Annotated in this window: 17 protein-coding genes; 5 read left to right on the top strand and 12 right to left on the bottom strand. The window is 71.7% G+C overall.

Going from position 1 to position 17,159, the window contains the following annotated elements; translation table 11 throughout:
• Window positions 1-2: 2 nt before the first annotated feature.
• The 5 genes from JOD46_RS05885 to JOD46_RS05905 form a co-directional block, all read right to left on the bottom strand.
• Entirely contained in the window at window positions 3-1,058 is a 1,056-nt protein-coding gene (locus JOD46_RS05885; RefSeq protein WP_204392420.1) for an ABC transporter permease, read from the bottom strand.
• 3 nt (window positions 1,059-1,061) lie between these two features.
• Complete coding sequence (locus tag JOD46_RS05890) at window positions 1,062-2,198, bottom strand: ABC transporter permease (protein ID WP_204392422.1); 1,137 nt, start codon at window positions 2,196-2,198, stop codon at window positions 1,062-1,064.
• Window positions 2,195-3,016 (bottom strand): ABC transporter ATP-binding protein, encoded by an 822-nt coding sequence (locus JOD46_RS05895; RefSeq protein WP_204392424.1) that lies wholly within the window; start codon window positions 3,014-3,016, stop codon window positions 2,195-2,197. Before JOD46_RS05895 ends, JOD46_RS05890 begins: the two co-directional genes overlap by 4 nt.
• Entirely contained in the window at window positions 3,013-3,837 is an 825-nt protein-coding gene (locus JOD46_RS05900; RefSeq protein WP_204392426.1) for an ABC transporter ATP-binding protein, read from the bottom strand. The genes JOD46_RS05895 and JOD46_RS05900 overlap by 4 nt, the downstream gene beginning before the upstream one ends.
• A gap of 77 nt (window positions 3,838-3,914) precedes the next feature.
• Window positions 3,915-5,567: an ABC transporter substrate-binding protein gene (locus JOD46_RS05905; RefSeq protein ID WP_204392428.1), complete on the bottom strand. Its 1,653-nt coding sequence runs from the start codon at window positions 5,565-5,567 to the stop codon at window positions 3,915-3,917.
• Between the two features lie 178 nt (window positions 5,568-5,745).
• Here JOD46_RS05905 and JOD46_RS05910 point away from each other — a divergent pair, with 178 nt between their 5' ends.
• Window positions 5,746-6,390 carry a TetR/AcrR family transcriptional regulator gene (locus JOD46_RS05910; RefSeq protein ID WP_204392430.1) on the top strand — a complete coding sequence of 215 codons (645 nt, stop codon included), beginning with the start codon at window positions 5,746-5,748 and terminating at the stop codon, window positions 6,388-6,390.
• A gap of 39 nt (window positions 6,391-6,429) precedes the next feature.
• Here the strand turns inward: JOD46_RS05910 and JOD46_RS05915 are convergent, their stop codons facing one another.
• From JOD46_RS05915 to JOD46_RS05925, 3 genes are read right to left on the bottom strand one after another with little or no spacing between them, the layout of a single operon-like run.
• Window positions 6,430-7,017, bottom strand: a complete 588-nt coding sequence (locus tag JOD46_RS05915) for a hypothetical protein (protein ID WP_204392432.1) — start codon at window positions 7,015-7,017, stop codon at window positions 6,430-6,432.
• A 35-nt stretch (window positions 7,018-7,052) separates the two neighbouring features.
• Window positions 7,053-7,727, bottom strand: a complete 675-nt coding sequence (locus tag JOD46_RS05920; protein ID WP_204392434.1) for a hypothetical protein — start codon at window positions 7,725-7,727, stop codon at window positions 7,053-7,055.
• 24 nt (window positions 7,728-7,751) lie between these two features.
• Window positions 7,752-8,501, bottom strand: a complete 750-nt coding sequence (locus tag JOD46_RS05925; RefSeq protein ID WP_204392435.1) for a hypothetical protein — start codon at window positions 8,499-8,501, stop codon at window positions 7,752-7,754.
• Between the two features lie 224 nt (window positions 8,502-8,725).
• Here JOD46_RS05925 and JOD46_RS05930 point away from each other — a divergent pair, with 224 nt between their 5' ends.
• Entirely contained in the window at window positions 8,726-9,094 is a 369-nt protein-coding gene (locus JOD46_RS05930) for a nuclear transport factor 2 family protein (protein ID WP_204392437.1), read from the top strand.
• Here JOD46_RS05930 and JOD46_RS05935 read toward each other — a convergent pair.
• On the bottom strand, window positions 9,086-9,490 hold the full coding sequence (locus JOD46_RS05935; protein ID WP_204392439.1) for a hypothetical protein: 405 nt from the start codon (window positions 9,488-9,490) through the stop codon (window positions 9,086-9,088). The genes JOD46_RS05930 and JOD46_RS05935 overlap by 9 nt on opposite strands.
• 8 nt (window positions 9,491-9,498) lie before the next feature.
• Window positions 9,499-9,954: an OsmC family protein gene (locus tag JOD46_RS05940; RefSeq protein ID WP_204392442.1), complete on the bottom strand. Its 456-nt coding sequence runs from the start codon at window positions 9,952-9,954 to the stop codon at window positions 9,499-9,501.
• A 64-nt stretch (window positions 9,955-10,018) separates the two neighbouring features.
• Between JOD46_RS05940 and JOD46_RS05945 the strand changes: the two genes are divergently transcribed.
• Window positions 10,019-10,708 (top strand): ArsR/SmtB family transcription factor, encoded by a 690-nt coding sequence (locus tag JOD46_RS05945; RefSeq protein ID WP_204392444.1) that lies wholly within the window; start codon window positions 10,019-10,021, stop codon window positions 10,706-10,708.
• A gap of 60 nt (window positions 10,709-10,768) precedes the next feature.
• Here JOD46_RS05945 and JOD46_RS05950 read toward each other — a convergent pair whose 3' ends face one another.
• Window positions 10,769-12,454, bottom strand: coding sequence for an ABC1 kinase family protein (locus tag JOD46_RS05950; RefSeq protein ID WP_204392446.1), 1,686 nt, complete (start codon window positions 12,452-12,454; stop codon window positions 10,769-10,771).
• A 37-nt stretch (window positions 12,455-12,491) separates the two neighbouring features.
• Window positions 12,492-13,085, bottom strand: coding sequence for a PadR family transcriptional regulator (locus tag JOD46_RS05955; RefSeq protein WP_204392448.1), 594 nt, complete (start codon window positions 13,083-13,085; stop codon window positions 12,492-12,494).
• 123 nt (window positions 13,086-13,208) lie between these two features.
• Between JOD46_RS05955 and JOD46_RS05960 the strand changes: the two genes are divergently transcribed.
• Both JOD46_RS05960 and JOD46_RS18890 read left to right on the top strand, forming a co-directional pair.
• Entirely contained in the window at window positions 13,209-14,210 is a 1,002-nt protein-coding gene (locus JOD46_RS05960; protein ID WP_204392450.1) for an alpha/beta hydrolase, read from the top strand.
• Between the two features lie 75 nt (window positions 14,211-14,285).
• Window positions 14,286-17,072, top strand: a complete 2,787-nt coding sequence (locus JOD46_RS18890) for a helix-turn-helix transcriptional regulator (protein ID WP_307834925.1) — start codon at window positions 14,286-14,288, stop codon at window positions 17,070-17,072.
• The last annotated feature ends 87 nt before the right edge of the window (window positions 17,073-17,159 follow it).

Genomic DNA, 17,159 nt, shown 5'->3' on the forward strand with positions numbered 1-17,159 from the left:
GGTCACTGGTTCTCCTCAGTCGTGGTCGCGGGTCGCACGGCGGTCACGGTGTCGTTGACGCTGAGGCCCTTCTTCTTCATGGCCCGGGCGCGCTCGCCGGCGGAGCGCAGGCGCGGGTTCACGTACTCGTCGATGCCGAAGTTGATCAGCGAGAGCGCGACGCCGATGGCCGCGATGCAGAGCCCGGGCGGCAGGTACCACCACCACTGGTTCTGCCGGAACGCGCCCTGCGCGCTCGCCCAGTTCAGGATCGTGCCCCAGTTGTACGTCGTCACCGGGATCACGCCGATGTACGACAGCGTCGTGAGCGCAAGGATCGCGGCGGTCACCGTGCCGACGAAGCTCGCGGCGATGAGCGCCATGAGGTTGGGGAGCATCTCGACCGTGATGATGCGGTGGAGCGGCTCGCCGTTGGCGCGGGCGGCCTGGATGAAGTCGCGGTTGCGCAGCGACATCGTCTGCGCGCGCAGCACGCGGGCGCCCCACGCCCATCCGATGAGGCCGAGCACGGCGGCGATCACCGCGAGCGGCGGGTCCTCGAACATCGACGCGACGATGATGATGAGCGGGAGGCCCGGGATCACGAGGAACACGTTCGTCAGGGCCGAGAGGCTCTCGCTGCGCCATCCGCGCAGGTAGCCCGAGAGCACCCCCACGACGATGGCGATGAGCGTGGCGATGAGCGCGGCGAGGAACCCGACGACGATCACGCCGCGGGTGCCGTGGATGACCTGGCTCAGCACGTCCTCGCCGATGTGGGTCGTGCCGAGCCAGTGCTCGGCCGACGGCGGCTGGAACCGCGCGGTGTTGTCGACGGCGGTCGGCGAGTACGGCGCGAGCACGTCGGCGAAGATCGCGACGAGCACGAAGAACCCGAGGATGGACAGGCCGGCGATCGACTTGCCGTTGCGGAACATGGCGAACGCGGAGCCGAGCCTGGATCGGAGCGTCGGCCGCGGTCCGGCGCCGCGGGCGAGCTCCTCGGCCGTGCGGATGGTCGCGGTCGCGGGGGCGCCGGCGGGGAGGTGCGTCGTCGGGTCGTTCACGATGGTGTCCATGGGTCAGGCCTCCGTCTGGCGGGTGCGCGGATCGAGGAAGCCGTAGGCGACGTCGGCCAGGAGGTTCGCCAGCAGGACCGAGAGCGTGATCACGAGGAAGACGCCCTGCATGAGCGCGTAGTCCTTCGCGTTCGTGGCATCCAGCAGCAGCTTGCCGACGCCCGGATAGCTGAAGACCATCTCCATCACGATCGTCCCGCCGACGATGAACCCGATCGAGAGCGCGAAGCTCTGGATCTGGGGGAGCACGGCGTTGCGCGCGGCGTACCCCCAGAGCACGCGCTGCTGCGGCATCCCCTTGGCCTCGGCGACCATGACGTAGTCCTCGTCGAGCACGGTGAGCATCATGTTGCGCATGCCGAGCATCCAGCCGCCGAGGGAGGCGATGATGATCGTCGCCGCGGGCAGCGTGCCGTGGTGGATCACCTGGCCGATGAACTCGGGCGAGAACTCCGGCGTGATCCCGACGCCGTAGGCCTTGCCGATCGGGAACCAGCCGAGGTTCACCGAGAAGAGCGCGATCGCGAGCAGGCCCAGCCAGAAGTAGGGGATGGTGCTGAGGAAGGTGGTGATCGGGATGAGCGCGTCGAGGCGGCTCCCGCGGCGCCATCCGACGATCGCCCCGCCGATGGTGCCGATCGCGAACGAGACGAGCGTCGCGAAGCCCACGAGGCCGATCGTCCACGGCAGTGCCTGCGCGATGACCTCGGTCACCGGGCGCAGGCCGTGCAGCAGCGAGACACCGAGGTCGCCGCGCAGCAGCAGTGCCCAGTAGTCGAGGTACTGCTGCCAGAGGGTCTTGTCGGTGTCGAGGCCGAGGAGCGAGCGCAGCGCATCGGCCGCCTCGGGACTGACGTTGCGGTTGCGCGCGAGATACTGCGTGACCGCGTCGCCCTTCATCATGCGGGGCAGGAAGAAGTTGATCGTGATCGCGGCCCAGAGGGTGAAGAGGTAGAACGCGGCTCGCCCGCCGAGGAAGCGCCACGGGATGCGCGCGCGGCCCCTCACCGCGGTCGTCGCGGTGGTGCCCGCCGCGACGGCGTCGGCCTCGGCCGCGAGCTCGCGGAGGTCGCCGCGGTCGTCGAGGTCGTCGCGGTCCTGGATGTCGTCGGCTGCGAGCCGGGGCTCGATGGCGGTCATTGCGCACCTCCGTGGATGCCGGATGCGGATGCGGATGTCGTGGCGAAGTGCTCGTCGGGATCGGGGGATGCCGCGCGGAGCGCCTGGGTGTACGGATGCTGCGGGCGGAGGATGACGTCGTCGGCGGACCCGCGTTCGACGACCCGTCCCTGGTTCAGCACGAGGATCTCGTCGCTGAAATGGCGCGCGGTCGCGAGGTCGTGTGTGATGTACAGCACGCCGAGGCCCTCCTCGCGCTGCAGGTCGGCGAGCAGGTTCAGCACGCCCATGCGGATCGAGACGTCGAGCATGGAGACCGGCTCGTCGGCCACGAGCAGCTTCGGCCGCGACGCGAGGGCGCGGGCGATCGCGACCCGCTGCCGCTGGCCGCCCGAGAGCTCGTGGGGGCGCCGATCGATCACGGCGTCGGGGTCGAGGCGCACCCGCTCGAGCAGGCGCCGCACCTCGTCGTCGACCTCCGCCTTCGGCACGACGTGGTCGAGCCGGAGCGGGCGCTCGAGGTGGTACCGGATCGAGTGGTACGGGTTCAGCGAGGCGAACGGATCCTGGAAGACCATCCGCAGCTTCTGGCGGTAGGCGCGCAGCCCGGCGCCGCGACGCGGGATCGGCTGTCCGTCGAGCCGCACCTCTCCGCTCGTGGGCGTCTCGAGCTGGGTCAGGATCTTCGCGATGGTCGACTTCCCGCTGCCGGACTGGCCGACCAGGCCGATCGTCCGGCCGGACTCGAGCGTGAAGCTCACCTCGTCGAGCGCCGTGATCCGCCCGGCGCCGCGCACCGAGTACACCTTGCTGACGCAATCGAACTCGAGGACGGTCATCGCCGCACCATCCCCTTCTGGGCGGTCAGTCGCGGGAAGGAGGACAGGAGGGTCTTCGTGTACTCGTCCTGCGGGTCGGTCCAGATCCGTTCCGCGGTGTCGAGCTCGACGATCTCGCCGTTCCGCATGATCGCGATGCGGTCGCTGATCTCGAGGAGCAGCGGGAGGTCGTGCGTGATGAAGATCACCGAGAAGCCGAACTCGTGACGCAGCGCCGAGATCTGCCGCAGGATCTCGCGCTGGACGAGCACGTCGAGGGCGGTGGTCGGTTCGTCCATCACCATCAGCTGGGGGCGCAGGGCGAGCGCCATCGCGATCATGACCCGCTGCCGCATCCCGCCGGAGAGTTCGTGCGGGTACGAGCGGGACCGCTGCGCGCCCACCTTGACGATCTCGAGGAGCTCGACGACGGCCGCGCGGCGCTGCGCCCGCGTGAGGGTGAGGCGGTGCACCTCGAACACGTCCTCCAGCTGCGAGCCGATGGTCGCGACCGGGTTGAGGGAGTTCATGGCCCCCTGGAACACCATCGAGATCTTGTCCCAGCGGAAGCGGCGCATCTCGTCGGCGTCGAGGCGATTGACATCGATGTCCTCGCCGGACGCGTCGTGGAAGACGACCGATCCGCTCGTGATCACGGCCGGCGCCTTCAGGAGGCGCTGCACGCCGTACGCGAGGGTGGTCTTGCCGCATCCGCTCTCGCCGGCGAGGCCGAGGATCTCGCCGCGCCGGACGTCGAGGCTGACGTTCCGGACGGCGCGGACGGGCGGATCGACGTCGTACACGACCGTGAAGTCGCGGACGGAGAGCAACGTGTCGCTCATCGGTGGGGTTCCCTTCGTGATGCGGACGATGGGCGGGGCGGGCGCACCACGCATGCGCTCGCCCCGCCCCGTTCGGGTCAGCCGGCCGGCTGCAGCTGCGTCAGGATCTGGACGATCCCGGGCTGGGTCGGGTCGGCCGACGCGTACTGGTCGTCCTCCGTCGGGAAGCCGACGTAGTTGCGCGTGTTGTACTCGCCCAGCAGCGGGTGCGAGCCGAGGGGGATGGCCGGGACGTTCTCGACGAACGCCTTCTGCATGACGGCGAGGGCCGCCTCGCGGTCGGCGTCGGATGACGCGTTGGCGTACGTGTTCAACGCCTCGGTCACGGCCGGGTCGTCGAAGCGGCCGAAGTTGAACGCGGCGCGGTCGTCGACGATCCACTTCGTGTCCATGGTCGAGGTGTAGAGCCCGTAGGCGTTGCCGGTGTCCTCGAGCCAGTGGATGATCGCCTGGAACGTGCCCTCCTGGCGGGCGGCGTCCCAGCCGCCCCAGTCGGGCTGGTCGACCTTGACCTCGATGCCGAGCGCCGAGTCGAGCTCCTCGGCGATGAGCGCCTGCTCGGTGTTCCAGTCGCTCCATCCGGCCGGCACGGAGATCGAGAACGAGACGGCCTGCCCGTCGGGGTCGATGAGCTTCTCGTCCTTCCAGGTGTAGCCCGCGTCCTCGAGGATCTGCTTCGCCTTCTCGACGTCGACCTCGTAGTCCTGGCCCTGGTACTCGGGCAGGATCTCGTCCTCGAGCAGGCTGCTGAGGCCGGTCGCGCTCCAGATCGCCGTGCTCGCTCCCTCTCGGGCGACGTCGACGTAGGCGTCGCGGTCGATGGTCCACGCCAGCGCCTGACGCAGGGCCGGGTCGTCGAACGGCTTCGTCTGGAGGTTCATGAAGAGCGTGCCGGCGCCCGCCGTGAGGGACACGAGGAAGTGGTTCTCCTCGTCGGCCGCCAGGTAGCTCGACTCGATCTGCGGGATGAAGGCCTGCGCCCAGTCGGCCTCGCCCGAGACGAGGGCGGTCGTGAGCGCGGCGTTGTCGCCGTACGAGACGTAGTTCAGCTGGGGCACGGCCAGCTCGCCGCCCCAGTAGTCGGGGTTCGCGGTCAGGGTGACCGACTCGGTCGACCAGGTGTCGAGCACGTACGGACCGGTGCCGACGGCGAGTCCCTCGTCGGTGAGCGGGTCGGTGTTCGGGTCGTCGATGTTCTCCCAGATGTGCTTGGGCACGATCGGGGTGTGCAGGACGCGTGCCTGCGAGACGTACTTCGAGTCGACGAACTTCAGCGTGATCGCGTCGCCGTCGACGGTCGCGCCCTCGTACTTCAGGCCGGCGGTGTCGGTGAGCGTACCGTTCAGGAACTGGTCGAAGGTGAACACGATGTCGTCGCCCGTGAACTCGGTGCCGTCGCTCCACTTCACGCCCGAGCGGGGCACGACGGTGAGCTCGGTGTAGTCGTCGTTCCATTCGACCGACTCGGCGAGCCACGGCGTGGTGCCGAGGTCGCCGGTCGGGTTCACGAGGGCGAGCGGCTCGAAGATGACCTTGGCGTAGCCGTACTTCGAGGCGGATGAGTCGCCGAGGTACGGGTTGTGGGATTCGGTGGTGATCGCGCCGTCCGGCTTGGCGATCGTGAGCGCCGCGCCGCTCGCGGCGGGTTCGGTGTCGTTGCCGGCGGCGCAGCCGGTGAGCACCAGCGTCGCGGCGATGCCGACGGCGCCGAGGGACGTTCTGAGCCTCATTGCTTCTCCTTCGTGTGGGGGCACGAGACGGCGCCCGCCCGAAGGGCGACGCCGTCGTCGAGTGAATGCGGAGTTAACTTACAATCAAGTAAGTAAGTAACGCAATGCGCGTTCTCACCCGCGCCGGCGGGGCTGCGTAGACTCTGATCCGGCAGGCGAGGAAGGGGGTTGCCGACCGATGACGGAATCGATCACGGGTCAGCGCCGGCAGCCACGATCGCGGCCGGAGACGCTCGCGCGACGGCGCGACATCCTCGACGCCGCCGTGGAGATCTTCGGCAGCAAGGGGTTCATGGGCGGCACCCTGCAGGAGATCGCCGACCAGGTCGGCATGACGCACGCCGGGATCCTCCACCACTTCGGATCGAAGGACCAGCTCCTGCTCGAGGTGCTCCGCCACCGCGACGAGACCGACGTCGCCGACCTCGAGGAGCAGCACATCCCCGACGGGCTGGAGCTCTTCCGGCACCTCGTCCGCACGGCGTTCGTCAACGCGCGCCGCGCCGGCATCGTCCAGGCGTACGTCGTGCTGTCGGCCGAGTCGGTCACCGACGACCACCCGGGGCGCGAGTACTTCCAGAAGCGCTACGAGACCCTGCGGGGCGAGGTCGCCCGCGCGTTCCGCGTCGTCTGCGCCGAGCGGGGGGTCACCGCACCCGAGACCGTCGACCTCGCCTCGGCGAGCATCCTCGCCGTCATGGACGGCCTGCAGGTGCAGTGGCTGCTCGAACCCGATGCGGTCGATCTCGCCCGTGCGTCGGAGTTCGCCATCGAGGCGATCGTCGACTCGGTGATCTCGCCGTCGCCGTCGCCGTTGACCTGAGCGCCGGCGTCGCCCTCAGCCGTCCCCGCTCGGCTCCGGTCAGGCCGGATCGATCCGCAGCACCGTCGCCGACTCGCCGACCGTGAGGTCCTCGATGATCCGGATGCCGCGTGCGAGCTCGTCGACCGCGCCGATGACGGTGCCGAAGCGCTCGCGATCGCCGCAGACCGCCGTCACGGTCACGAGGTGGGTGCCGAGGTCCCACGTGTACGTGGCGAACGGCGGACGACCGGCCGGCGGAAGCGGCATGACGAACCTCTCGCCGACGCCGAGGTAGGTGCCGCGGAACTCCTCCGTGTCGTGGTACTCGATCGGCATCGAGGCGCGCGCGATGCGCAGCTCCGGCGTCGCCGCCTGGACCTGCGCGACCACCACGAGCAGTTCCGGGTCCGGCTTCCAGACCCACGCGAGCACCCGGCCCTCGGCCTTCCGCATGAGGAACGGCACGGCCTGGCTCATCGCCCACGCGCTGAGACGGCTGCCCCGGCCGGGGGTCGCACCCTGGCCCATCGCCTGCGAGAGCAGCATCCCGATCGCGGCCTTGCGGTGCCGGCGACCGCGGAACCCGAGGGAGTCGGTGACCGCCACCCACATGGCTCGGTCGGCGTCGGCCTGGAGTCGGGGCATTGCTCCAGCCTACGAGCGCGGCGTCGCGCTGCGACTCAGACCGAGTACCCCGGATGCGTCGCGAACGCGCCGTCGATCACGACGTTCGCGCGCTGCCGGGCGAGCTCGCGGATCGCCGACGTGGTTCGCGCGCCCTGCGCGTAGTACCACCAGAGGTAGAGCGCCCCGTACATCCACGCGCCCTCGTAGCCCCACGACGAGTCGGCGCCGCTCTTGCCCTCGCCGAACGTCGACCCCTTGGGGAACTTCGCGTCGTGCGGCTTGCCGCCGATGTGGCGCGACTCGTGCAGCAGCGTCTCGGCGCGCCCCGGCGCGTTCTTCGTGTAGAAGCAGCCGAGGTAGAGCTCGACCACGCCGCCGCCGACGGATGCCGCGATCGCATCGCCGTCGCCGCACTTCGAGCGCAGGTCGCCGATGTGCTCGCGCACGTACCGCCTCGCCCAGTTGAGGCAGGCGCCGGCGTAGTCGTCGTTCAGGTAGTCCTGTGCCGAGTAGGTGAGTGCGTAGCATCCGTTGAAGGTCCGCGCGAGCGGCTGGTCGGTGTTGCAGCAGTCGTCCCATCCGAATCCGTCGTCCCAGTACTCCTTGTTGCCGGCGAAGCCGTAAGTGTCCCAGAAGTAGTCGACGTACACCTGGTCGCAGATGGAGGCGCCGTAGAAGTCGTCGCCCGACGCCGCCTTGTCGGGCACCGTGTACGTGCAGTGGACCATGATCGCTCCTCGTGGCTGTTCCGGTCACGCGCCGTGCGGGCGTGCCTCGTCGAAGGGGTTCGGGGGTTCGGCGGTCGGACGAGCCTCGCCCGGCTCGGGCCGCGGTTGGTCGATCTCGACGACCGGGGTGCGGCGGATCTCGATGATCCAGTCGTCGCCCCGCGAGCTCAGGATGTCGCGTCCCCTCGCGATCCCGTCCTCGTCGCCGCCGTCGACGAGACCGTGCCACGCGGCCCGGCGCATCGCGACGTACTCGTGCTCGAGCGCGGGGAGCAGCGCGTCGACCGCCTCGCGATCGCCGTCCCGGATCCGGCGCGAGAGCCCCTCGATCGCGGTCGTGCGCAGCACCACCTCCTCGGTCACCGTGCTGACGCCGTGCACCGTGTCGCGCGAGCGCTCCTCCGGCACCGGTGTCTGCACGAGGTGCCCGAAGAAGCGCGTCGTCTCGGGAAGGGCGAGGTCGGTGAGCAGCTGCACGAGCGCCCACTGCTCCTGGTAGGCGTTCTCCTCGAGCTGCTCGTACGTGGCCGCGATCACGTCGACCGCCTCGCCGCCGTACTCGCGCAGCTGTTCGAGCGCCGACCGGTACGCCTCCTCGGCGCCGGCGCCGCTCGCGGTCATCGCCGAGACCGCCCCGATGAGGCGCTGCCAGAGGCGACGATCGGCGCCGACGTCGGGGATGGTCCGGTAGGAGGCGACGCTGAACGTGTCCTCTTCACGCGACCTGTCTCGGCTCCTCCGGAGCTGCGGGCGATCGGAGTGTTCCTCGGCCATGATCCCTCCCCAGCGCACTGACTGGTCCGGGCCGTCCGATCGAGGTGGGCCCGTTGGAACCCCTCAGCGTCTCGACGGTCACGCTAGTCCTGAGTGCACGGGGCCGTGACCCGCGTTCCGGGGGTTTGCGTGCGTTTGGGCTCTTGACGGCGGCAGGGGACGGGCGCAGGCTGATCGCATCCGTCCCCCGCGACGACGCGGGGCTCAGGGGAGGGGACACCTGCATGGACGTCATGACCGAGGTATCGACCGAGAAGCTGGCTCGAGCGTTCTCGAGCCACCGGTTCGACGTGGTGCTCCCGCACCTCGCCGACGACGTGTGCTGGACGAACGTGGGCTCGCCGACGCTCCTCGGGCGCAAGGCGGTCAAGAAGGCCCTCGAACGCACCGCGGCCGAGCTGGCCGAGGTCACCACCGAGTTCCAGCGGTTCCGCAGCGTGCTCGGCGAGGACAGCGTGGTGGTCGACAGCCTGGCGCGGTACACGGATGCCTCGGGCGATGTGTCCGTCGTGGCATCCTGCGACCTCTACGACTTCGACGGCGAGGGGCGTATCACCGAGATCGTGACGTACACGATCGAGCTCTCACGCTGAGGCGCGCGCCCACGCCGCGGCGATGCGCGCGGCATCCACGTGGCGCTCGGGGTCGACGACGAGGATCAGCCGGTGGTCGTGGTCGCTGTACTGCACGCGGATGTCGATTCCGGCGTCGCCGAGCCGGCGGGTGAACGCCCCGAGCTGGCCGGGACGATCCTGGTCGAGCCGCAGCGCGACGACGGCGCTGACGGTGGCCGGCCCGAAGCCGGCGGCCTCCAGCGCCGCCACCGCGGCCTCGACGTCGTGGTCGCCGATCAGGAAGTGCGCGATCGCGACGCCGTCGAACCCGAACACGCCGCCGCCCTCGAGGCTGACGCCCGCGGCGCCGAGCGTCTCGCCGAAGTCGGCCAGCGCTCCGGGCCTCGGCTCGAGCGCTAGCGAGAGATCGCGCATGCCCGCGTTCACCGTTCGACCACCGTCGCGCCGACGGTGACCTCGGTGCGCAGCGAGTTCGCGATGTAGCACTGGTCGGCCGCCGTCACGACCGCCGCGAGCACCGCCTCCGCGTCGGTGCCCGGCGGAACGCCGATGACGGGCGAGAGGACGATGCGGTTCAGCCGGGCGGGCTCGTCGGAGAGGTCCATCGTGCCCGCCGCATCGTCCTCGTAGCTGCGGATGTCGATCCCGGCCCCGGCGGCGACGGCGAGGAAGGCGAGCAACTGGCACGAGCTGGCCGCGGCCACGAGCAGCTGCTCCGGATTGAGGAGTCCGCCGTCCCCGCGGAAGCGCGCGTCCGCGCTCAACCGCAGCGAGGTCTCGGCCGGTGCGGCCGAGACGATGTGGGCCCGGTCGTAGGCGCGGTACCCCGCGCCCGTCGACCCGGCCCAGGCGAGCCTGGTGACGTAGTCGTGTCTCATGGGACCGAACGTACGCAGAAACCTTTCGGTGCGAGCCGAAGGGTTCTCGGAGTAGCGTCGAGGCATGCCGCAGGACTTCACCCCGATCGGACGCGCGCTCTCGGCACCCGCCCGTTCGGACATCGTGAACCTGCTCATGGACGGCTCGTCGCGGCCCGCCGGCGAGCTGGCCTCGGCCGCCGGGGTCAGCGCCTCGACGGCGAGCGAGCACCTCGCGATCCTGGTGGACTCCGGCATCCTCGCGGTCGAGGCGAATGGCCGTCGGCGGATGTACCGCGTCGCCGACGCGCGCACCGCCGCGGCGCTCGAGCAGCTCGGCCTGCTCTGCCCACCGGCCGAGGACGTCGGCTACTACCGCACCCGCGACGCGCGACGGCTCGCCGATGCGCGGTTCTGCTACGACCACCTCGCGGGTCGCCTCGGGGTGGCGCTCACCGAGTCGATGAGCGAGCACGGATGGCTCGGCGCCGACCTGGCGCTCAGCCCGACCGGCGATGCGGCGCTCACCGAGCGGGGGATCGACGTCGCCGCGCTCCGAGCGGGCCGGCGACGACTCACCCGGCCCTGCGCGGACTGGACCGAACGCCGACCCCATCTCGCCGGGGCGGTCGGCGCGTCCGTCGCCGCGCACTTCCTGGCGATGAAGTGGATCGAGCGCGGGCATCCGCGTGCGGTCCGGGTCACACGCGCCGGGCGGGCGGCGCTGACGGACGTGTGGCTGGTGCCCGCCGACGCGGTGCCGATCGCGCTCTGAGTCGACGCGCGCTCCTCGTCGACGCGCGCTCCTCGACGTCGGCCCTCGGTGGAGGTGCGATCACCGCGGTCCGCGCGGCCCGAACACGCCCGCGAACACCGCGTGCAGCAGCGGCACGACCGACACCACCATCAGCGTGATGCCCCACCCCGGCTCATCCGCCCGCAGCTGGATGCCACCGAGGAACAGGCCGACGAAGACGACCGCGGAGACGATGCGGCCCGCGACGCGCTCGAGGCGCGCCATCCGCTGCTCGATGCGGGGGGAGTTCGCGACGAGCCGGCCGCCTTCGATGCGATCGATGACGCCGTCGAGCCGGCCCGGCAGGCGCCAGGCGGTGCCCGCGACCGAGACCGCCTCGCGGCCGACGGCCTGCACGATGTTGCCGCGCTCGCCGCGCAGGAGCTGCGCGGCGTACGGCTCGACGGCGTCCCAGATGTTGAAGGTCGGGTCGAGCGAGCTGCACAGGCCCGAGGTCAGCGACATCGAGCGGATGATGAGGAGGAAGTTCTCGGGCAGCTGGAACGGCAGCGTGCGCACGAGGTCGCCGAACTCGAGCGCGAAGCGGCGGAACTCGCGCTCGTCGACCTGCGCGAGCTCGGCGAAGCCCATGCCGCCGAAGCGGGCGAACAGCTCGGTCATCGCGCGCTCGAGCTCGGCGGTGTCGGCGGTCGGCAGCAGGACGCCGACCCCGCGGATGGCGTCGACCATCCGCTTGCCGTCGCGGGCGGCGACCGCGAGCAGCAGCTGCTGCAGGCCCCGACGCAGCGAGTCGGGCACCTCGCCCATCATGCCGAAGTCGATGAAGGTGAGCTGGTAGGCGCCGCCGGATGACGCGACCGGCGTCACGAAGATGTTGCCGGGGTGCGGGTCGGCGTGGAAGTAGCCGTCGCGGAAGAGCTGGTCGAACATGACCGCGGCGAACTGCTGCGCGACGGCCTTCGGGTCGATGCCGGCGGCCAGCAGCGCGTCGCGGTCGTTGACCTTGATCGCCGTGACGTCGGCCAGGGTGAGCACGCGGCGGGTGCTGCGCTCCCAGACGACCTCGGGCGCGGCGACGCGCGGGTCGGCGGCGAAGCTCGCGGCGAACCGCTCGGCGTTCTGCGCCTCGTGCAGGTAGTCGATCTCCTCGAGGCTCGTGGTCGCGAACTCCTCGACGAGCGCGGGCAGGTCGACGCGGCGAGCGACGAACCCCACGCGGCTGAGCCATCCCGCGACGCGGCGCAGCGCCGCGAGGTCGACCTCGACGATCTGCTCGATGCCCGGCCGCTGCACCTTGACGACGGCCTCGGCGTAGCCCATGTCGGCGGCGTCGATCGGCGCGAGGCGGGCGCGGTGCGCCTGGCCGAGGGATGCCGCGGCGAGCGGCTCCGGGTCGAACTCGGCGTAGGCGAGCTCGAGCGGCAGGCCGAGCTCGGCCTCGGCGAGGCGCCGGATCGCGTCGAACGGCACGGGTGGCACCTCGTCCTGCAGGCCGGCGAGTTCGCGCGTGATCTCGGGCGGCAGCACGTCGAGTCGTGACGACATGTACTGGCCGACCTTGATCATGAGGCCGCCGAGGTCGACCGCGAGGTCGTGGAAGCGCTGGGCGATGCGCGTGAGCCGCGCGGTGCGCCCGCGCGCCGCGACTCCGGCGAGGCCGAAGCGCGGCAGCACGAGCTCGTACCACCACGTCTGGACGATGTACCTGGCGGCGAAGCGAAGGATCCGCCGGTACCGGGCGCGCAGGTTCCCCACATCGGGCATCCTGCCTGCAGGATGCCGACGTGTCGAGGGCACTCGGTCAGTCCTGGGCGAGGATCGAGTAGAGGCGGCGACGCGCCTCGTCGAGCACCTCGACCGCTTCCTTCACCTGCTCGGGCGTGCCCGTGCGGCCGACCTGCGCCGCCGCCTGGGCGAGTTCCATGCCCGACTTCGCGAGCGGTCCGGCGCCGCCGAAGTCGCGGCGCCCGCCACCTCCGCTGCCGGTGGTGGTGCCGCCGGTCGGCCAAGGTGCGCGGTCGGCGGATGCCGTGGCCTCGGCGCGTCCCATCTCGGTCAGCGAGTAGGTCTTGCGGCCGTTGGATTCCTCGGCGCTCACGAGGCCCTCGTCGGCGAGCAGCTGGAGGGTGGGGTAGACCGAGCCTGCGCTCGGCTTCCAGGCGCCCCCGCTGCGCTCGGAGATCTCGCTGATGATCTGGTAGCCGTGCATGGGCTTCTCGGCGAGGAGCGCGAGCACCGCCGCGCGCACGTCGCCACGACCCATCCGCGGGGCGACTTTCTGCTCGAACATGCCGCGCAGCTGCTCCATGGCCTCCCAGAGGCCCTGTCCGGGGCCGCCCTTGCCGCCCCAGTTGCCGGCGCTGCCGCCGAAGCCGCCGCCATACGAATCGCTCATGATGACCTCCTTGGAACCGGGGCCCTGATCGGGTCTCGACGATATGTCAACGATATATCGCTCGGCGCGTCGGTGGCCGGGAGTCTGCTGAGAGCACTGACGTGCCGCAGAATCGGAACCACCATGACGAGCACCCGTGCCGACGACGTGCACCCCGCCCCCGCGCGCATGCGCATCGCAGACCTCCACCCCGAGCTCCGCCGTGCCTACCGGTGGTTCCCGCGCCCGCAGGTGCGGCACGGCTGGCAGCGCCGGATGGTGCAGGCGGCGCTCGCACTCATCCCGCCGCCCAGGCCCGCGGGCGGGGTGCGATTCGAGCGGGTCGAGTTCGACGCGCCCGGCACGGGCGTGCGCGTCTTCACGCCCACCGACGCGGCCGGATCGGCGGCGGGCGGGCGCGCGGCCCTGCTGTGGATGCACGGCGGCGGCCTCGTGATCGGCGCCGCCGCGGCCGACGACCGGTTCTGCGCCGAGCTCGCGGAGCGGCTCGGCATCGTGATCGTCTCCGTCGAGTACCGGCTCGCCCCGCAGCATCCGTTCCCGGCGCCGCTCGACGACGGCGTCGCGGCGTGGCGGTGGCTTCAGGATGCCGCGTCCGCGCGGGGCGTCGACCCGGCCCGCATCGCGGTCGGCGGCCAGAGCGCCGGCGGCGGACTCGCGGCCGCGCTCGCGCAGCGCCTGCTCGACGACGGCGGGCCGCAGCCCGTCGCGCAACTGCTGTACTGCCCGATGCTCGACGACCGCACCGCCGCGCGACGCGAACTCGACGCGGTGCGCCATTTCGCCTGGACCAACCGCGACAACCTGGTCGGCTGGTCGTCGTACCTGCAGGCGGCGCCGGGCGGTGACGCCGTGCCCGAGTTCGCCGTGCCCGCCCGGCGTGCCGACCTGGCCGGGCTGCCACCGGCGTGGATCGGCGTGGGCGACATCGACCTGTTCCACGACGAGGATCTCGCCTACGCCGCCGCGCTCGCCGACGCCGGTGTCGACTGCACGGTCGACGTGGTGCCGGGCGCGCCGCACGCGTTCGAGACCGTGGCTCGCGGTGCTGCGGTCGCGGAGGCCTACCACGCACGCGCGCGGGCCTGGCTGGGGGAGCGGCTCGCAACATCCGCCGAGGCCTGAGCGCGCGGCGCGAGCGCGACGTCGCTCGGCGGAGTCCACCCGGCGTCATGCCGCCCGGCCGACTGGCACTCGACGGTGGACGCCCGCGAGCGGGCGGGGTACCGTGACCCCATCGATCCCGCACCCCCCGCACCCCCCGCGATCCTCGGACGCACCGGCGAGCTCGATCGGCTCGGTGCACTGTTCGGCAATGCCCGCAACGGCGTCGGCACGGCGCTCTCGGTCGTGGGCGAGCCGGGGGTCGGCAAGACGGCGCTGCTCGACGCCGCCGTCGGCCGGGCTCGTGGCATCCGCGTGCTCCGCTCCGACGGGTACGAAGCCGAATCGGCGATGCCGTACGCCGCGGTGCAGCGCCTCGGCGCCCCGCTGGCCGAGCACCTCGGCGAGGTGCCCGCGCGGCAGGCGGCGGCGCTGCGGATCGCCGCGGGCGTCGACGACGGGCCTCCGCCCGACCGGTACCTCGTCGGGCTCGGCCTGCTGTCGCTGCTCGCGGCGGCCGGCGCGGTCGAGCCGATCGCGTGGGTCGTCGACGACGCCCACCTGGTCGACGCGGAGTCGCTCGAGGTGCTCGCGTTCGTCGCCCGCCGCCTGGCGGCGGAGCCGGTCGTCGTGCTGCTGGCGTCGCGTCCCGACCCGCGCGTGCAGCTCGTCACCGCCGGAGTCCCCGTGTTGGAACTCGGCGGACTCGATCAGCCTTCGGCGGTGCAGCTGCTGAACCGGTCGGTTCGCGGCGCCGTCGATCCGCTGCTCGCGACGCGCATCGCCGAGCAGACCGGCGGCAACCCGCTCGCCCTCATCGACCTGGGCCGTGCGTTCACGGCCGAGCAGCTCACCGACTCGACGCTGGCCCCGACGCCACTGCCGGTCGGCGAGCGACTCGAAGCGCACTACCTGGCGCAGGTCGACGCGATCGACCACGAGGCGCAGCGCTGGCTGCTCGTCGCCGCAGCCGAGTCGACGGGCGATCGCGAGCTCATCGCCGCGGCGTCCGATCGGCTGGGCCTGACGACGGATGCCTCGGGGCCGGCCGAGCGCGCCGGTCTCGTCTCGGTACGGCGAACGGTCGACTTCCGGCATCCGCTCGTTCGCTCGGCCGTCTACAACGGCATGCCCGCCGACGACCGGCGTCGGACCCACGAGGCGCTGGCGGCGGTCGCCGACGAGCGCGGACGCGCCGACCTCGCGGTCTGGCACAGTGCGGCCGCGGCGGTCGGTGCCGACGACGGACTGGCCGCCCGCATGGAGCGGATGGCCGACGCGGCCGGGGTGCGCGGCGCGTCGGTGTCGCGCGCGCAACTGCTCACGCGCGCCGCCGACCTGACCACGGACGGGACCGGGCACGACCGGCGGATCCTCGCGGCCGCCGAGGCGGCCGCGTCGGCCGGTGCCGTCGGGCTCGCGCTCGAACTGCTCGCGCGCCTCGATGAGGGCCGCCTCGATCCGGTCGGCCTCGGCCGCGTGCTGACGTTGCGCGCGCTGCTCGCCCTGTTCATCGCCGACCACGACGGCGTCGTCGGCGGCGCGGCCATGATGCTGCGCGCCGCGACGTTGTTCCACGATCGCGACCCGGAGCTCGAGCAGCGCGCGCTGCTGCGCGCGTTCGACTACACGCTGACGGCCGAGTGGGCGGCCGAAGGCGTGAGCCTGCCCGAACTGGGGCGCCGGCTCGCCGACGGGGCGACCGTGGCCGATGGGCCGAGGTCGGTGCAGCTTCGAGCCGTCGCCGCGCACATCCTGGAGCCGTACGACGTGGCGGTGCCGCTCATCCGCGAGGCGGTCGCGACGATCCGCGACGCCGACGACGCGCAACTGCTCGATGTCGGCTCGCTCGGCGTCGCGCTGACCATGGCGCTGTGGGAGGAGCGCCTGTGCATCGAGCTCCTCGAGCGCACGCTCCAGGTGGCGCGCGATGCCGGAGTGCTCCGGGTCGTGGACACCAACCTGTGGCTGCTGGGCCACCTCGAACTCGTGCGTGGCGACCCCGCGGCATCCGCCCGGTACATCGACCAGGTGCGCGAGCTGCGCCGCGCGATCGGCTACGACGCCGAGCAGGTGGTCAACGCCTCGGCCCTCGCCTGGGCGGGCGCCCCAGTCGAGCTGGTCGAGGCCGTCGCCGAGGGCGTGCTCGCGACCGGATTCGCGGGCGCCTGGACGATCGCGATGACCGGGCTCGGTATCAGGGAGATCGCCGACGGGCACTACCGGGATGCATTCGAGCGGTTCCGGCCGATGGTCGAGCGGAACTTCCTGCAGGTGACCTACCAGCAGCTCCCGGACTACATCGAAGCCGCGGTCCGCAGCGGCCATGCGGCGGCCGTCGTCGATGAGCTCGCTCGACTGCAGGGACTCGCCGCGGCGAGCGGGACGCCGTGGATCCGGGGCCAGGCGGCCAAGTCGACGGCGCTGATGGCGGACGACGCGGAGGCCGAAGCGAGCTACCTGCAGGCGATCGAGCACCTCGAGGCGGCGACCGCGCCCGCCGACCTCGGCCGCGCGCACCTCGTCTACGGCGAGTGGCTCCGGCGCATGAAGCGCCGCCGCGAGGCGCGCGAGCACCTGAAGGCCGCGCTCGCGATCTTCACCCGGGTCGAGGCGCCGGCCTTCGCGGCCCGCGCCCGACGCGAACTCGAGGCGACCGGCGAGCACGTGCCGCACCTCGTCGCGGGCGACGACGGCGTCGAGCCGCTCACGCCGCAGGAAGGCACGATCGCCGGCATGGCTGCGGAGGGGAAGACGAACGCCGAGATCGGCGCGACCCTCTTCATCAGCGTCAACACCGTCGACTACCACCTGCGCAAGGTGTTCCGGAAGTTCGGCGTGACCTCGCGCAAGCAGCTCGCCGAACGCCTCGGCGACCGCTGACACCCGGGCCGGGCGCCTCCGGCGGCGCTGTGCCGCGTCACGACTACGCACGCCACGTGGTTCGGCCGATCCCTGCGCGGCGGCACG

Origin of the sequence: Agromyces aurantiacus (assembly GCF_016907355.1) — a bacterium.
GTDB lineage: Bacteria > Actinomycetota > Actinomycetes > Actinomycetales > Microbacteriaceae > Agromyces > Agromyces aurantiacus.

Excerpts from the sequence above, each read along its gene's own strand:
- JOD46_RS05885 (WP_204392420.1), bottom strand. The coding sequence starts at position 1,058 with ATGGACACCATCGTGAACGACCCGACGACGCACCTCCCCGCCGGCGCC.
- JOD46_RS05890 (WP_204392422.1), bottom strand. The coding sequence starts at position 2,198 with ATGACCGCCATCGAGCCCCGGCTCGCAGCCGACGACATCCAGGACCGC.
- JOD46_RS05895 (WP_204392424.1), bottom strand. The coding sequence starts at position 3,016 with ATGACCGTCCTCGAGTTCGATTGCGTCAGCAAGGTGTACTCGGTGCGC.
- JOD46_RS05900 (WP_204392426.1), bottom strand. The coding sequence starts at position 3,837 with ATGAGCGACACGTTGCTCTCCGTCCGCGACTTCACGGTCGTGTACGAC.
- JOD46_RS05905 (WP_204392428.1), bottom strand. The coding sequence starts at position 5,567 with ATGAGGCTCAGAACGTCCCTCGGCGCCGTCGGCATCGCCGCGACGCTG.
- JOD46_RS05910 (WP_204392430.1), top strand. The coding sequence starts at position 5,746 with ATGACGGAATCGATCACGGGTCAGCGCCGGCAGCCACGATCGCGGCCG.
- JOD46_RS05915 (WP_204392432.1), bottom strand. The coding sequence starts at position 7,017 with ATGCCCCGACTCCAGGCCGACGCCGACCGAGCCATGTGGGTGGCGGTC.
- JOD46_RS05920 (WP_204392434.1), bottom strand. The coding sequence starts at position 7,727 with ATGGTCCACTGCACGTACACGGTGCCCGACAAGGCGGCGTCGGGCGAC.
- JOD46_RS05925 (WP_204392435.1), bottom strand. The coding sequence starts at position 8,501 with ATGGCCGAGGAACACTCCGATCGCCCGCAGCTCCGGAGGAGCCGAGAC.
- JOD46_RS05930 (WP_204392437.1), top strand. The coding sequence starts at position 8,726 with ATGGACGTCATGACCGAGGTATCGACCGAGAAGCTGGCTCGAGCGTTC.
- JOD46_RS05935 (WP_204392439.1), bottom strand. The coding sequence starts at position 9,490 with ATGCGCGATCTCTCGCTAGCGCTCGAGCCGAGGCCCGGAGCGCTGGCC.
- JOD46_RS05940 (WP_204392442.1), bottom strand. The coding sequence starts at position 9,954 with ATGAGACACGACTACGTCACCAGGCTCGCCTGGGCCGGGTCGACGGGC.
- JOD46_RS05945 (WP_204392444.1), top strand. The coding sequence starts at position 10,019 with ATGCCGCAGGACTTCACCCCGATCGGACGCGCGCTCTCGGCACCCGCC.
- JOD46_RS05950 (WP_204392446.1), bottom strand. The coding sequence starts at position 12,454 with ATGCCCGATGTGGGGAACCTGCGCGCCCGGTACCGGCGGATCCTTCGC.
- JOD46_RS05955 (WP_204392448.1), bottom strand. The coding sequence starts at position 13,085 with ATGAGCGATTCGTATGGCGGCGGCTTCGGCGGCAGCGCCGGCAACTGG.
- JOD46_RS05960 (WP_204392450.1), top strand. The coding sequence starts at position 13,209 with ATGACGAGCACCCGTGCCGACGACGTGCACCCCGCCCCCGCGCGCATG.